The sequence below is a fragment of the Legionella sp. 27cVA30 genome, from assembly GCF_024160945.1.
GTDB classification, from domain to species: Bacteria; Pseudomonadota; Gammaproteobacteria; order Legionellales; family Legionellaceae; genus Legionella_A; species Legionella_A septentrionalis.
In genome coordinates, this window is sequence record NZ_JAMYXK010000002.1 from 893,847 (window position 1) to 909,257 (window position 15,411).

A 15,411-nucleotide genomic window follows, 5' to 3' on the forward strand; every position below is an offset into this window, starting at 1 on the left:
AGTTTTGAATGGCTATTGTTGCAAAGCGTACTATTATGTCTTTGTATTCTGACAGTGATGATGTTTACAGTCATCAAGTCAGAATTGTACTTGCCGAAAAAGGTGTGAATGTTGAAATCATGCCGGCCAAACAAGGGGAGGTGCCTGGCGATTTGTTGGCAGTAAATCCCTACGGTACCGTACCTACTTTAATCGACCGTGAATTAGTATTGTATGAAGCGCGGATTATTATGGAATATCTGGACGAGCGCTTCCCGCACCCGCCGTTACTACCAGTTTATCCGGTAGCGCGTGCAGAAACGCGTAAAATGATGCACCGCATCGAGCAAGATTGGTATTCATTGTTGCATCGCATCTACAAGAATGAAGATGCAGACGGTGCTCGTGGATTATTGCTTGAAAGTTTATTAAATCTTGAACCAGTGTTTGCAGACAAACCTTATTTCATCAGTGAAGAATTTTCCTTGCTTGATTGCACTTTGGCACCGCTGCTTTGGCGTTTGCCGCAATTGGGTATAAATATTCCTGCTGAAGCCAAAGGTTTGCATGCTTACATGCAACGCTTGTTTAAGAAGGATTCGTTTCAAACCAGCCTTACCGATGCAGAGAGGCAACTAAGGGCAGCATAATGACGACAATGACTTCCAACAAACCCTACCTCATTCGGGCAATTTATGATTGGATTATCGATCATGACTTGACGCCATATCTTTTGGTCAATGCGGATGCGGCTTCTGTGCAAGTGCCCCAGGAATATGTAGACGGTGGCCGTATTGTGCTGAACATATCTCCAAAAGCATGTCGTGGTTTGCATCTGGAAAACGATAAAATTTTATTTACTGCCCGGTTTTCTGGAATAGCTACGCAAATTTGTTTGCCACCAAGCGCTGTTCTGGCAATTTATGCAAAAGAAAATGGCAGGGGGATGGAGTTTGCAGAAGACGATGAAGGCGGTACAACTCCTCCACCTGCGAGCAACTCCGAGAAGGGAACTGGGAAACCTAAGTTAAAATTGGTTAAATAATTCTGCATGTTACAGCAGTTGTTTTTACCGACTGCTGCAATCCTCTGGGCAGGAGCATAATCACATGGCTGCAACTGGATTTTATTTAATCAAGGATATTCGTATTTGCGAACGCAATGCCGTTGATGAGCTGGGATTGACTGAGGATGAGTTGATGGCTCGTGCCGGCCAAGCGGCATTTGCTGCATTGCAAACCTTCTACCGTGAAGTTCACTCCATTGCTGTATTTTGCGGTGGAGGAAATAATGCCGGGGATGCTTACGTTTTAGCATATCTTGCCCGTCAACATGGATTAGCGGTTACTATTTATCAATATAAGTCCATCGAAAATTTGCCACCTGCCGCACGGCATGCCGCTGTGACCGCAATTGCTGCTGGCATTCCTTGCCAATATATTGAAGATCCCATCGAGGATAACATTGAACTGATTGTTGATGGGTTATTGGGTATAGGCGTTCAAGGCGAGGTAAAAGGGCCTATTGCACAAGCCATAAACCATATTAATGACAGCGGTTTGCCGGTTTTAGCTATTGATGTTCCATCAGGATTAGATGCCGATACGGGACGGATATTTGGAACTTGTGTTCGGGCTACAGTCACCGTCACGTTTATTGCCCGTAAATTTGGTCTTTATACTTTAAATGGTCCTGATTTTTGTGGAAAAATTATTTGCGACAGCTTGAAATTAGAGCCTTGTTTAGCGAAAATCCCCGCTATTTGTGCCTTGGATAAACAATTATTAACCGGTATCGTTGCGCGTCCAAGGAATTCACACAAAGGTATGTTTGGCCATGTTCTTGTAATTGGCGGCGGACCAGGCATGCCGGGAGCCGTGTATTTGGCTGCCCTGGCTGCGTTAAAAATTGGGGCAGGGATGGTAACGGTGGCCACATGGCCAGAGCATGCCGGTAAGGTTTTACCGCTTTTACCTGAAGCGATGATTTACGGGGTCGCAGATGCTAATGACTTAATGCCTCTGCTGGCGCGTGCTTCGATTTGTATAGTGGGACCCGGCCTTGGAGATAATGCCTGGGCAAAAGCTTTGTTTGCGACGGTTATAGCCGCCCAATTACCTTTGGTGATTGATGCTTCAGCTTTGCATATGCTCGCACAAAATCCCCAGTACGATGATAATTGGATATTAACGCCGCATCCTGGCGAAGCGGCTGCCTTATTAGCATGTACAGCCACGGAGATTCAAAATAATCGTTTAAAGGCAGCAGAACACATCCAGCAACAATATGGCGGCCAAATCGTTTTGAAGGGCGCGGGTACGGTGGTGTGCACCAGTGCAGATAAAGTTTATTTGTGTACTGCCGGAAACCCTGGCATGGCAAGTGCTGGCATGGGCGATGTGTTAAGCGGTGTGCTTGGTGGTTTAATTGCCCAGGGGTTGACGCTGCAGGATGCGGCAAAGCTTGGGGTATGGCTGCATGCTTATGCAGCCGATAGAGCCGTTCACGAAAAAGGTGAGCGTGGTTTATTGGCAAGTGACTTGATGCCTTATTTACGTCAATTAATCAATTCTCGATGAACTTAATAATTAATTTAGCAAATGAAGACGCGAGTAAATACACAGCCCAGCGCTTGGCTGCGTGCTTGTACGCACCGTTGACTCTTACATTCAGTGGCGAAATCGGTGCCGGGAAAACCACGTTCATCCGCGCCCTGCTGCAAAGTTTGGGCATAAAAGCAGCGATAAAAAGCCCGACGTTTTCTTTGGTAGAAAGCTATCAACTCCCTAACATGCATATTCATCATTTTGATTTATATCGAATTCACGATGAATCAGAACTTGAATACATTGGTTTTCGCGATTATTTTGCAGATAATGTAATTTGTTGTATCGAGTGGCCAGAGCGTGTTCATTGTCTTGATTTTGCAGATATTGGCTTTACTTTAATGATGAAAGGCGTAGGACGAGAAATGCATGCTCATGCTTTTAGTCCTGCGGGTATTGAAATTTTGACTTGCCTTGCAGGTGAATCATGAGCATGCAACCAGCTCCCATACAAATGTCAATCGCAAGAGACATACCGAGCACTGTTGAACGCGCTTTTGCATATTTCGAGTTTGTCTTTTTGCTTCTCGCCTTGTTTAGTTTCTCATGGGCAGCCCAGGCAAACTCAAGGCCGGCAGGCATGGTGACCGAATTGAAGTCATTTGCAGTTAGCGAACAAAAAAATGTTACGGCAATCCATTTTAAATTTAATCATCCGTACATTCATCATGTGTTTATTTTGCCCAACCCAGAACGTCTGGTGGTGGATTTAGGTAAATCCGCCAATGCGCTAGATTTGCAAAATTTAATCCATGGACACCCGTTAATAACGCGGGTACGCAGCGGCTATGATGATAGAAAAAATCTTCGCATTGTGTTTGATCTCAGCAATCCTATTCGCTTGCGCTCACTGCCGGCAGCACGTGAATTACGTTTAGAACTCGAAAAACAAGCCGCGCCAAGAACTTTAGTTAGACCATCGCCACTGAAAATGGATATCAGCAAGGCAATGCCTGCAGGCAAGAAACCGCCTCCCTTGCGCGTAACGCAAAATCTGCGCGCATCATCTCGCGACATTGTGGTGGTTTTAGATCCTGGTCATGGTGGTAAAGATCCCGGAGCTGTCGGGCCAAATCGCCATGCTGAAAAACACGTTGTACTGGCTATTGCCCAGAAGCTAAAACAAATTATCGATCGCGAGCCAGGCATGAAAGCGGTGCTTACGCGTGATGGTGATTATTATGTAGGATTACGCGAGCGTTTGAACATTGCGCGCAAATACAATGCTGATATTTTTATATCCATCCATGCAGATGCATTCATTAATCAACATTCCAGTGGCGCCTCGGTGTTTGCGCTTTCACAAACTGGAGCAACGAGTGAAGCTGCCCGGTGGCTTGCTGAAAAAGAAAACTACTCAGAATTGGGAGGAGTCAATTTATCCGGCTTGGATGATCAAAATGGCTTGGTTAGAACGGTTTTAATCGATCTTTCGCAGACTGCTACGATTACCGCAAGTTTGCAGATGGGGGCTAGCGTGCTAAGGAGCTTGGACAATATTACAAATTTACATCACAATGCAGTCGAGCAAGCCCGTTTTGTGGTTTTAAAATCCCCGGACATCCCATCGATTTTGATCGAGACAGGTTTTATTTCCAACCCCCGTGAAGAGAGCAATTTGACCAATAGTCGTTATCAGGCGCGGATGACACAAGCTATCTTTCGCGGCATTAAGCAATATTTCATGCAACATCCTCCACAGAAAAGAACAAATGTTGCTGCTTTCAGAGCGAGCGCCCCAGCTCCCACGCGGCATATTGTGCAGCGTGGAGAATCATTATCTAAAATAGCCGCACGCTATCATTTAAGCACTGCCCGCTTGCAAGCTTTAAATCACTTAAACAGTGAAAGCATCCGCGTTGGACAAAAACTCATTGTGTCGGCAAGATGAGCTACCGTATCCATCAACTTCCTCCTGAAATCGCCAATCAAATTGCTGCCGGTGAAGTGGTGGAGCGCCCGGCATCTGTAGTAAAAGAATTATTGGAAAACTCGACGGATGCCGGTGCTGATGCAATCCACATTGAAGTGGATTTCGGTGGTTTAAACCGCATTAAAGTCAGTGATAATGGCTGTGGAATCCTTGCTGAAGATTTACCGTTGGCTGTTATGGCGCATGCAACCAGTAAAATTACAAAACTGGAAGATTTATACGCCATAACCAGCATGGGATTTCGCGGAGAAGCCTTGGCAAGTATTGCCTCCGTATCCCGGTTAGACCTTTATTCACGACCTGCTTTGCAACCGCATGCCATGCATTTGCAAGTTGAAAATTCTATTATAAATATAATGCCTTGTGCGCGTGCTCCCGGCACGACCGTTGAAGTGTTGGACCTTTTTTTTAACGCGCCCGTGCGCAAAAAATTCCTCAAAACTGAACGTCATGAGTTCCTGGCAATTGAACAAGTAGCCAAGCGGTTTGCCTTGGGGAATCCGCATATCGCCTTGACATTAAAACACAACGACAAACAAATATTTGCACTCGCTGCAGCGGCTTGTGAAAATACAAAATTGTTACGCATAAAAAAATTGCTGGGCAAAGGATTTCTTGAAAATGCAATTTACATCAATGTGAAACAGGGGCAATTTTCACTTGAAGGTTGGGTTAGCAATCCGAATCTGCAGCGCAGCCAAAATGATAAGCAATGGTTTTATATTAACCAGCGTATGGTAAGAGATAAATTGGTACAGCATGCAATCAGGCAAGCCTATGAGGAGATATTACATCCAGGTCGCTTTCCTGTTTGCGTATTATATTTAGCATTGCCGGCCGAGCAAGTTGATGTCAATGTGCATCCGACCAAGCATGAAGTGCGCTTTCAGCAGCCAAGAGCTGTGCATGATTTCATTACTACTGAACTCAAACGAGTTTTAATCCCGGAAGAAAAAATTGCTGTAAATCATTTTATTAAACCGCCTGTTGCTAACAAATTTACAGAATTGCGTGAGCCTCATGCAGATTTTTCCATCTCCCCTATAGGCAAAGACAACACCAGCGCATGGCTGCCCTTAAATGATGAATTTACCTTAATATTTATAAAAGATGTGCCATTTCTTGTGGACATTAAACAATTGCAATACCAACAAAAATTGGCTTTTTTAATGGAGGCAGGGTTTCCTTTGCCGCATAGGCCATTGCTTGTACCGATTATCATTGCGTTGCAGCCTGCCCAGGTGAAGGCAGTGGCAATACAGCAACAGGCATTACTGAAAGTAGGTATACAATTTGATTTTGTCAGCGATGTGCAAATTGCAATACGCAGCATTCCAAAATGTTTGCCGCATCTTGATATAAAGCAGGTTTTTCTAAATTTAAGCGAACAACGTCTTGATGCTCGCGACGATTGGTTAAAATTTCTGGTCCAATGTCAGGCATTCCATGCCGAGCAATTAAGCTTGGATGAAAAGGATGAGTTATATGCTCATCTGGCATCCTTTCCTGAAAAGAATACTTCATTTTATCTGCAATTAACCCGAGAAAATTGTCGGCTTCTGCTCTCTAAAGCTATAATTGGCAAATAATTGTTGAATTTGTAAATAATGGCAAAACTTGTTTTTTGTTTAATGGGGCCTACTGCTTCTGGAAAAACCGATATTGCATGTAAGTTGTTACAGCAATTTCCATTTGAAATCATTAGCGTGGATTCCGCTTTAATCTATCGTGAGATGGATATTGGCACAGCCAAGCCCGACGCTCAGATTTTAGCGAAAGCCCCCCATCACTTGCTGGATATTCTTAATCCTCCTGACCATTATTCAGCAGCGAATTTTTGCGATGACGTTGAGAAACTCTGCAGCGAAATTTATGATAGAGGCAACATCCCGTTATTGGTAGGGGGGACCATGATGTATTTCCGTGCCTTGCAGCAAGGATTGTCTGCTTTACCACAAGCGGATGATGCGATTCGGAAAACACTTTCAGCACAAGCTCAGGAGCACGGCTGGGCGTATATGCATGAATTACTTAAGAAGGTAGACCCAGTCTCCGCACAAAGGATTCACGCACATGATACGCAGCGTATACAGCGGGCTTTGGAAGTGTATGCAATAACGACAAAGCCCCTTTCAGAATGTTTAAAGGCAGAAATGCATGCCTCGGATTATCAATTTATCAATCTCATGTTAATGCCTGAAAATAGGCAATGGCTACATGAACGCATTGCCACGCGTTTTACCCATATGTTAGATGCAGGTTTTCTTGATGAAGTGCGGCAATTACTGGACAAATGGAGCTTGACTCTGGATTGTCCCGCTTTACGCAGCGTGGGCTATCGCCAGGCATTTTTATATCTTAGAGGGGAATATGATTATCCCACTTTTTGCGCGAAAGGGATTGCCGCTACCCGGCAACTGGCAAAAAGACAATTGACTTGGTTGCGGCATTGGCCAGAGGGTTTCACCTGTGTTGCGGAAAATCCCGGCGTTTTCGGCGAAATCATAGTCATTATTAAGAAAATACTGGATAATAAGCGCAAAATTTCATAGCCCGGCAACTAGCATGGCATGTTGAATTTATCTAGGAGAAATGAATGTCTGAACCAGTAAAAAAAGAGCCAGCATGTACAGAAAAAAACTATGTTGTTTATCCACATGAACTGCCGCTAAGTTGTCCTACGGATAAAATGGAATTATGGAATGCCCACCCTAAAGTTTATTTACCTATTGAACGAACGGGTGTTGAGGTTTGCCCTTATTGCGGGGCGCGTTTTGTTCTACATAAAGAATAAGCTTAGCTTTTTTTAATTGATTTTCAGCGAATTACCCATGATTGATTCGATTTGCATCGTGCGTCTTTCCGCATTGGGGGATGTATTAATGCTGGTACCCTTGGTGCGCACCTTACAAGCCCGTCTTCCCAATGCAGCACTCACCTGGATCATTTCGCGTCCAGCGTATGACTTGGTGGCGGGGATGGATGGTGTTGAATTTATTGTCATCGATAAACCCAACACGCTTGCCGATTACTGGCAATTTAGACAGAAAATGCGTGGCAGGCATTTTGATGTATTGCTGGCGGCACAAGCCAGCTTTCGTGCCAACTTGCTATATCCTTTCGTGCGAGCCAAACGCAAAATAGGTTATGATAGCCTGCGCGCCAAAGATGGGCATGGATGGTTTATTCATGAAGCCATAACCCCGGGAAATGATCACACCTTGGATGGATTTTTAAAATTTGCAAGTACTTTAGGGATTGAGCAAAAGGTCATTCAATGGAATTTACCGATTGCCCTGGAACACCGGCAATGGGCGCAAGCACATCTTCCGCAAAAAAATGGCCCGATTTTATTGCTTAATCCGGCAGCCAGTAAGCAGGAGCGTAATTGGCCGCTCGAACGCTATATTGAAGTGATTAGATACGTGCAAACCTCCTGGAGAGCGCAGGTTGTATTGACTGGTGGCCCAGGTGCAGAAGACCGTGCCATTGCCGATGTTATCATGCAGGCAGTCGAGGCCACGGATCTGGTTGGTAAGACCAAGCCCAAGCAGCTATTGGCCGTTATCCAGCAGTGTGATTTGGTTTTATGTCCAGATACAGGCCCCTCTCATATGGCTGCTGCCGTATCCACTCCGGTGATCGCATTACATGCAGTGACTAGTGCGGATGTCTCGGGTCCTTATGTTTACCGTAATCTTGCCGTTGATTTTTACACCGAAGCGGTGGAGAAAATTTTAAAAATTTCGCCACAAGATAACGTTTGGGGAACCCATGTCCACGGTGATGAGACCATGAAGTTGATTCCGGTAGAAGCAGTGATTCAAAAAATAGATGAAGTATTGTCGCAGTTGGGATATAGCCGCCGCAGCGTTTGACTTCTCGCTTGTAACGCACCGGAGTAGATAGTGTATGCAAATACGCTTGTGTACCGCAGCTTTGCCGAAAGACAAGGCTATGGTTTATCCCCGGCAATGGAGGTTATTGCTGCACGCTTGGGTTAGTGATTAAACTTGGTTGCAATTGCCGTGCATTTTGCAGTAACAGGATGCTGTTCGTTAACAATAACCGCTCTTGCTGTTGCCTGCTTAAATATAATTGATAATTAATTTCTGCTAGCAGTATGGCTATTTGGCGTTGTACGGCAGAATCAGGTGCATTATTGATTTGATAAATCCAATCTTCATTTTCGTCTTGGCCAGGTTTGAACAACCGCCAGGTGGCCATTTCAAATTCGCTTTGTGCTTGGCTGGTGGCGTTATTTCTATCTCCCATGTCTTGCGTTAATCTTTTAGACAAAATGGAATATAAATTTCCATATGCCACGGAAGTTTGCGCGGCATAAACGCGTAAGTCCGTTAGATAAGTGGTAAGTATCCTTTGCGCCTGTTTTTGTGCTGCCTCTGTGGTAGTTGGGTCTAATTTTACGGCTTGATTGTACAAAGCCGTATAATCCCTAAGCTTCGGCAAGGGAATAGGGCTTACCGAGCCCGTGGCATAACGAATAAAATTTTGGGCTACCTGGGCTTGCGTTTGGGCTTCCAGCCCTTGACTTTGCCCGCTATCGCCTCCAGAGCTGCCAGAAGGTGGTGCGGTTTCGTCAGAATAGCGGAAAGGTGCTATTAAAGAATTGCTGTTTAACTGCGCCAGAAACCGCTGGTTGTAATCATAAGAAAAAAAGTCTCTTGGCTTGGGCAGGCTTCCAACTACATTACTTAATACTTGCGATTCACTAAGCAGTTGACAATCAGGGGATATTGCTGTTTCAGTCTCATCCATGCAATAAGTATAACTGGGGGTGCCGACAATATTGAGGAGGCTTTGACTTACTGGGTCTGTCTGGTAGATTTTTTGGTCGATAAGGGGACTGACAGATACCTTGCCATCCTTCCGTCCGCTTTCGCTTTGATAATTTTGTGAGTTAAACGTTTGATTCGCGAGCCGGTTAAAAGCTTGCAGCGCTGAGTTATTGGGTACAAAAAAAGCCAAGGCACTGCTGAATGCATTGACAGGGATGGCACCCACCATGAAACTTACTGCAAAAGCATTATCTGTTCTGGAGCGGGTTTTCGCAAGCGCTTCTTTTGCCGTTTCAATGCTAGAGGGCGCTTCCTGCTTTAAGTCAAAGCCTAAGTATTTACCCAGTGTTTCGAACATTTTTATAAGTTCTTTTAGATTACGACTGCTTTCTTCCCCATAATAGGAGTCATAATTTTGTGCAGTTGCCGGCAAAATTGCTGCGAACAGTAAACCAGATACAGCTAGACGCGAAATAGCGTTCATTATTCTTCCCCTTCAAAAGCACGCGCTACGAGTTTAAGTCGATATTCAGAAAATACCCGGGACAGTAAACGTAATCGTTCAAAAATGATATTTCTTTTAAGAAAAAAGCCGGCGGGATCTGTACTTGACAAGCTGTGTTCTTCTGCGTAGATAAGGATTTTGGAAGCACTCCCCGGGTGAACGGTATCAATAGCCTGCAGTAGCCTAAGACCACGTCCGGATTTAATATTGCCAACCAGCCGGATGAATTTGTTCTCATGGCCAAGCATGTTCATGTCCACAGCTTCTATATCATCCAGTTCTTTTCCAAGTTGTGTGAGTGCTTCTTCAAGCTTAGGGTCGCCATCCAAAGTCCAATCTTCAACGCTTTCCATAAAAGTTACAACGCGATAAATCATGGGATCAACGTATTCGTGCCAATATTGGGCGGAAGCTTTATGACTTAAATCAGGCATCGTTTCTCTTGCGGGATAAACAATTCAAACATATAGTATTTATATAATATAAAAGGTGAAAAAGAAAAGTCTACGCAGAAAAAGTTAAAATTTCGCAAAAAGCGCATAAAAAAACTGCTTCTTTTAATTTTTTTACTCTTTTTTTACCGTTTTTACAAAAGTGCGGAGTCATTGCGGATTTATAAATGGGTATAATATAGTAAGAAAATAACGCTCTTAAGAGTAAATTCTTATGAAGAAAAAATTTGGCTCGCGAACGGCTTCGGTCATAAAACGAATTTTTAATATTCGCAGATGGGCTGACTGGGAGCGCATAAAAGGATTTACACAATACCTAGCCGCTGGATTTCGTAAGTTATTTATCCCGCAACGCGGGCGGCGCAGCGAATCGTTCGAAGCCGCAAAGGCACGGTTGCGTTTAACCGAAAGCGAGTTGCTGGCTAGGCAAAATGGGTTGTTCCGCCTAAGCGTGCTTATGTTTGCCATCGCAATTTTTTTATTTCTTTATGCGGTTTACCAACTTATATTTTTTAATGTCCTCGCTTTCTTGCTCAGTTTCATCGTCATGTTAATTGCAGCAGTCTTAGCCTTTCGCTATCACTTTTGGTACTTTCAAATTAAAAAGCGGAAATTAGGGTGCACTCTAAATGAATGGTTTAGACAGGGCATAATGGGTGAAAATAATGATTAGATTTATATTCAGCTTATTGCTTGCATTATGTCCTTTCCTAGCTTTCGCTGCGGATAATACCTTGGGGTTTACCCCACCTCCCGGCGACTATTCTGTAATTTTTCTGGGTAATATTTTTGGCGTGGTAGATGGCGTATTGCATGGAACAGGCAGCCAAATTATGGGCAGCATGTTTGCAGTGTTCAACGCAGCCGTGCTGGCTATTGGCGGCATCATCATTATGTATACGCTGTTAGTTTCTACGATGAACACCGCTCACGAAGGCCAATTTTTAGGGCAGAAGTGGTCTTCTCTCTGGGTTCCTATCAGAACAACAATAGGTTTGGCTTTATTAATCCCCAAAGCATCCGGTTATTGCTTGATGCAGATTTTTGTAATGTGGATTATTGTGCAAGGCGTCGGTGCTGCAGATAAAGTTTGGAATGCGGCTTTAAATTATTTAAATCGGGGTGGAGTGATTATCCAAGCGCAACAAGATCCGACCCGCGGTTTGATCGCTTCCGGTAATATGGGAGTAAGCGGTGCTGCGCAAACCATCTTGGCCGGCCAAGTGTGCATGCTTGGGCTGCAAAAGCAATTAGAAAATCAGCGCCAAATTTATTTACGGCAAAAACAGGATAAAACGGGCCCTTGCTATGAACCGTCATCGGCTGACATGCAAGCTTTTTGCAGTTCAGCCGTCCCGGATTTCATGAATACCGTCAACATCATTTCCGTACAATCAAATAGTGAGACGGGGCCATACACAGTTACCATGCCTAATTTTAGCAGTGGTATCTATGCAAAATTAAATGGTGTGTGTGGTGAGATTTCCTGGGCTACCTTCAACACCGATAACATTAAAAGAATAAGTACTATTGGCACAGAAGACGTCAACACGGCAAAAATGTCGCGCGCTATCGCCATCCAGCAATTGTATATCGATCTTTCCTTGGTTGCTCAAGTGATGATCAATAATAATCCGGCATTATCAGGAAGAGCTCCTCCTAAAGATGCTAACTATTTTTCCCCCATTGCCCAACAACAATTTGGCGTGCCAAAAAATCGATCTGGAAAAGTTTGCGTGGATACGAGGGAGCAAGGGTGCACAGCCTGGGGATCTTCTTCCGGCACGACGACTGGCGCTTTATTTAATGGCACAGAATTCCAGGGTGCGTTAGCTGATTACAATGGCATCATGCTGCCCGCTTTAAATTTGCTGAGGCAGGCAGGAAATGTAGGGGCTGCAAATGCCAGCCGGGCTTTCATACAAAAAGCTTCCGCGCAAGGATGGATCATGGCGGGAAGTTACTTTTTTAATTTGGTTAATTTAAACCAAGCTGCAACGACCGGCTCTTCTTTGTTTGATGAAAATACGGGGCTTGAGAAAAGCAAGTTCAATGTGAGCATGCTTACTAATGCATTCGGCACGGGCAAGCAGTGCACGGGTACCGAGACTTACCAAATGTTTATGTGTGAGTTATTTGGTGGGGACGTCACCAAGGTACAGCCAGTGGTATATTTAATTACAGGCGGTGGCTCAGTTCCTGCCATTAATGCGCAAGACTTAAGCCCAGGGAAAACTCGCGCTGTTACCGATGGTCTGGCTTCTTCAACCGTTTATGGCTTTACAAACAATTCCACGATTATCCAATTACCTGGCCAGCCTGGGCAAAAGCCATTAAGCTTTGCCTCTACCATGAAAACCACTATTCATCCTGAGCCATTCCAGTTGCCATGGTCTAATTTTGATTGTGGTGGAATAAAAATTGGTTTTATTACGATCTGCGTTGGAGAAATGTTAGGAAACTTGTTTTATAACATCCTGTTCCGCTTAATCTATAACCTTTTCTTGAGTTTCTTTAACCAAATGATTGAACAAATCATCATGGCTTTCCTATTGATCCCTCTCCAGGGAATGGCTGCGATTTTTAGGGAAGGCATTGCAATTATTTCCGCACCCGGGGTTAACCCGATTGTAGCACTGGCCAATATGGGTACTTACTACATTAATTTTTCTTCACAACTTTGGTTGCTTTTATTGGAGCTTTCAATAGCCACTATTTTAATACCCGGTTTTGGAATTGCCATCATGGTGATCATCGCTCTCTCCATGCCATTGTTGATGGCTTGGACCAGTATCATGGTATTAGTGGGTTTTGTCACTGCTTATTATGTTCCCGTATTGCCCTACATAATATTTACGTTTGGTTCGATAGCTTGGTTGATTTCAGTTATTGAAGCCATGGTGGCGGCTCCTATCGTTGCTCTTGGCGTGACACATCCTGAAGGGCATGAAGCCTTTGGTAAGGGCGAGCAGGCCATCATGATTTTAATGAACGTTTTTTTAAGACCGTCCATGATGATTATTGGTTATATTGCCGGTATCGCCTTATCGTATGTGGGGGTGTGGATATTGAATGCAGGATTTGATAATGCGGTAGCATTCATGCAAGGTGGCGCTGAATTCGGTAGCAAAGCAGGTACCATCGGAGATGCTTTCCAAAGTTTATTTAAAGGGGATACAAATGCCTATGAGCTGCCAGGTACAGGGAGCTCCTTTGATTTGGCGCGCGGCTTAAATATAAATTTAACGCCAGTGCCGACGCAAGCAGGAGTTATTTCGGGCGGGTATAGCAGTTGGGCAGCTGTTTTTGCCTACTTTTTCTCGATTCTTATTTATACATCGCTATATCTGGTCATTGTGCAACGTTCCTTCTCATTAATTTCTTATCTTCCGGATAAGGTACTGCGCTGGATCGGCGGACAACCCGAAAGCATAGGCCAAGAAGCTGCGCAATGGGGTGAAGAAGTTAAAGGTAAAGTAGAACGCGAAGGTGAAAAAGTGCAAGGTGCCAAGGCTGCTGGTGAGAAAGCGCTCTCAGGTTATGCTGCAAAAGGTGCCGGGAAGCTTCGGGAAGCATACGAAGGTTCTGGTGGCGGTTCTATTAAGGCTGAAAACCAGCCAGAAAGTCAGCAGCAACAATCACAGGATGATTCTGGCCAAGTGGGCAATTCAGGCGGGAATACGTCCGGAAACACCAGTACCAGCAGCAATACTAGTACAAGTTCCAGCACTAGTACGAGCAGCGGTGCTGGAACTAGTGGTGAGGCGAGTGCTTCGGCAAGCAGTAGCGGTACAGTTGCACCGGGCTAAGCCCGACAAGCCCAATAAGCTGCATGCACCGGCTTACGAAAAAGATTTTGCGTATTCTTTGGTTCCGGCAATAATCAGTTTGTATACGCGCTCGCTAATTAGGCCTTGTTGAAATTTTTCCGTAGCATCTACCGTCATCAGATGGCCTTTTTGGCGCACCAATTTACGCGTGACATTGGTTACTTCATTCGGATCGCTTTCCAAAAGAATATCCCTTGTTTCTTCATCGAATACTAAATATTCACGCAAAGCCACCCGTTTGCCGTCTACCGTAGGCACAAGTTTCTGCCAGATGCATAAGCGGATGGTTTCCAAAATATCAATGGTGCGCCCTATGCGCTCTTCTCCGGAAAATGAGGTTACCAGGCGGCGCATCGTTTCTGCTACGCCAGACGTGTGCAAGGTGGTATACACGGGATGCCCGGTAAGCGCTGCTTCTAAAGCAGCGCTTATAGTTTCTGCGTCACGGCATTCACCTACCATGATTAAGCGTGGCTTGCGTCGTAAAGCATTGCGAACTCCTTCCGCGAATGTAGGGATATGTCGAGGCACTTCCGATTGACTGACGACAGCCGAGGTGGTTTCAATTTCATCATAAACAAATTCGATGGGTGCTTCATAAGTTAGCACTTTACGGTGGGAATCTTCTTTTTCAATGAGGCTGCGGATAATTGAGGCAAGCAGTGTAGACTTACCGGAGCCGGTCGCGCCGGTAATGAATACAATTCCCTCTTGCGGTTCAATGGCTTCCAGGATGTGATCGGGCAATCCCATGGTTTCAATTTTTGGAGGCGTTGTTGGAATGGTACGCAATGTAATTTGTATGGCATCATGGCCTTCTACCAGACAGGCAGTAGCATTGACGCGATAGCGGTAACGAACCCCTCGGTTTGGGCGGAATTCATAATGAGTATCAATGTCTACCCCTGAGAGTAATTGCGTGGTGGCATTGGGGCCATATATGGAATTGATTAAATCGCCGAGTTCCGTATTCGAGAGGCGACGATTGGTTAATTTAAGCAAACGCCCATAAACCTCAGCATAAATGGGTTCGCCGGTTTGAATGGTAATGTCAGACGCATTAAGCCTTTCGGCATGCTCAAGCATTTTATCCATGAAACCAGGGGTGAAACGGGTGGGTTCATCTGGCATTAAATTAGTTTGTGTTATCTTAGTATCCAAGCTTCATTCCTCACATGATTAAGCTTGCCCAAGTATAATGCGCGACGCCGTACTTAGTGCAAGAGGATCTGATGCTTCTAGTGCTTCATACAACTGGATGCTCACCAAGAAATTAGGTTTTCTAGAAGTACTCTGGAAATCCTAAT

14 protein-coding genes are annotated in these 15,411 nt (G+C 44.7%); 11 read left to right on the top strand and 3 right to left on the bottom strand.

What is annotated here, in order from left to right; all coding sequences use genetic code 11:
- Positions 1-8 precede the first annotated feature (8 nt).
- The 9 genes from sspA (at position 9) to NKV53_RS09540 (ending at position 8,396) form a co-directional block, all read left to right on the top strand.
- Complete coding sequence (gene sspA, locus NKV53_RS09500; RefSeq protein WP_127057426.1) at positions 9-629, top strand: stringent starvation protein SspA; 621 nt, start codon at positions 9-11, stop codon at positions 627-629.
- An 8-nt stretch (positions 630-637) separates the two neighbouring features.
- Entirely contained in the window at positions 638-1,024 is a 387-nt protein-coding gene (locus NKV53_RS09505; RefSeq protein WP_126953455.1) for a ClpXP protease specificity-enhancing factor, read from the top strand.
- 64 nt (positions 1,025-1,088) lie between these two features.
- Complete coding sequence (locus tag NKV53_RS09510) at positions 1,089-2,558, top strand: NAD(P)H-hydrate dehydratase (protein ID WP_127033260.1); 1,470 nt, start codon at positions 1,089-1,091, stop codon at positions 2,556-2,558.
- Positions 2,555-3,016, top strand: coding sequence for a tRNA (adenosine(37)-N6)-threonylcarbamoyltransferase complex ATPase subunit type 1 TsaE (gene tsaE, locus NKV53_RS09515; RefSeq protein WP_127033262.1), 462 nt, complete (start codon positions 2,555-2,557; stop codon positions 3,014-3,016). The genes NKV53_RS09510 and tsaE overlap by 4 nt, the downstream gene beginning before the upstream one ends.
- An 89-nt stretch (positions 3,017-3,105) precedes the next feature.
- Positions 3,106-4,476: an N-acetylmuramoyl-L-alanine amidase gene (locus NKV53_RS09520; RefSeq protein ID WP_371923211.1), complete on the top strand. Its 1,371-nt coding sequence runs from the start codon at positions 3,106-3,108 to the stop codon at positions 4,474-4,476.
- Entirely contained in the window at positions 4,473-6,107 is a 1,635-nt protein-coding gene (gene mutL / locus NKV53_RS09525) for a DNA mismatch repair endonuclease MutL (protein WP_253351029.1), read from the top strand. Before NKV53_RS09520 ends, mutL begins: the two co-directional genes overlap by 4 nt.
- Positions 6,108-6,125: 18 nt before the next feature.
- A complete protein-coding gene (gene miaA / locus NKV53_RS09530; RefSeq protein ID WP_127111092.1) occupies positions 6,126-7,070 on the top strand; it encodes a tRNA (adenosine(37)-N6)-dimethylallyltransferase MiaA in 945 nt (314 codons plus the stop codon).
- 44 nt (positions 7,071-7,114) lie between these two features.
- The gene (locus NKV53_RS09535; RefSeq protein WP_126953350.1) at positions 7,115-7,312 is read left to right on the top strand and encodes a zinc-finger domain-containing protein; all 198 of its coding nucleotides are present in this window, start codon (positions 7,115-7,117) and stop codon (positions 7,310-7,312) included.
- Between the two features lie 37 nt (positions 7,313-7,349).
- Positions 7,350-8,396: a glycosyltransferase family 9 protein gene (locus NKV53_RS09540; RefSeq protein WP_253351032.1), complete on the top strand. Its 1,047-nt coding sequence runs from the start codon at positions 7,350-7,352 to the stop codon at positions 8,394-8,396.
- Between the two features lie 103 nt (positions 8,397-8,499).
- On the opposite strand, the gene icmX is transcribed toward NKV53_RS09540, so the two are convergent.
- Both icmX and icmW read right to left on the bottom strand, forming a co-directional pair.
- A complete protein-coding gene (gene icmX / locus NKV53_RS09545; RefSeq protein ID WP_127057423.1) occupies positions 8,500-9,801 on the bottom strand; it encodes a type IVB secretion system protein IcmX in 1,302 nt (433 codons plus the stop codon).
- Positions 9,801-10,256, bottom strand: coding sequence for a type IVB secretion system protein IcmW (gene icmW / locus NKV53_RS09550; RefSeq protein ID WP_126953347.1), 456 nt, complete (start codon positions 10,254-10,256; stop codon positions 9,801-9,803). The genes icmX and icmW overlap by 1 nt, the downstream gene beginning before the upstream one ends.
- A 232-nt stretch (positions 10,257-10,488) precedes the next feature.
- On the opposite strand from icmW, the gene icmV reads away from it, so the two are divergent.
- Positions 10,489-10,947, top strand: coding sequence for a type IVB secretion system protein IcmV (icmV, locus tag NKV53_RS09555; RefSeq protein WP_126953346.1), 459 nt, complete (start codon positions 10,489-10,491; stop codon positions 10,945-10,947).
- A complete protein-coding gene (gene dotA, locus NKV53_RS09560; RefSeq protein ID WP_253351034.1) occupies positions 10,940-14,083 on the top strand; it encodes a type IVB secretion system protein DotA in 3,144 nt (1,047 codons plus the stop codon). Before icmV ends, dotA begins: the two co-directional genes overlap by 8 nt.
- Positions 14,084-14,116: 33 nt before the next feature.
- Here the strand turns inward: dotA and dotB are convergent, their stop codons facing one another.
- Positions 14,117-15,235, bottom strand: coding sequence for a Dot/Icm type IV secretion system ATPase DotB (gene dotB, locus NKV53_RS09565; RefSeq protein ID WP_126953453.1), 1,119 nt, complete (start codon positions 15,233-15,235; stop codon positions 14,117-14,119).
- Between the last annotated feature and the right edge of the window lie 176 nt (positions 15,236-15,411).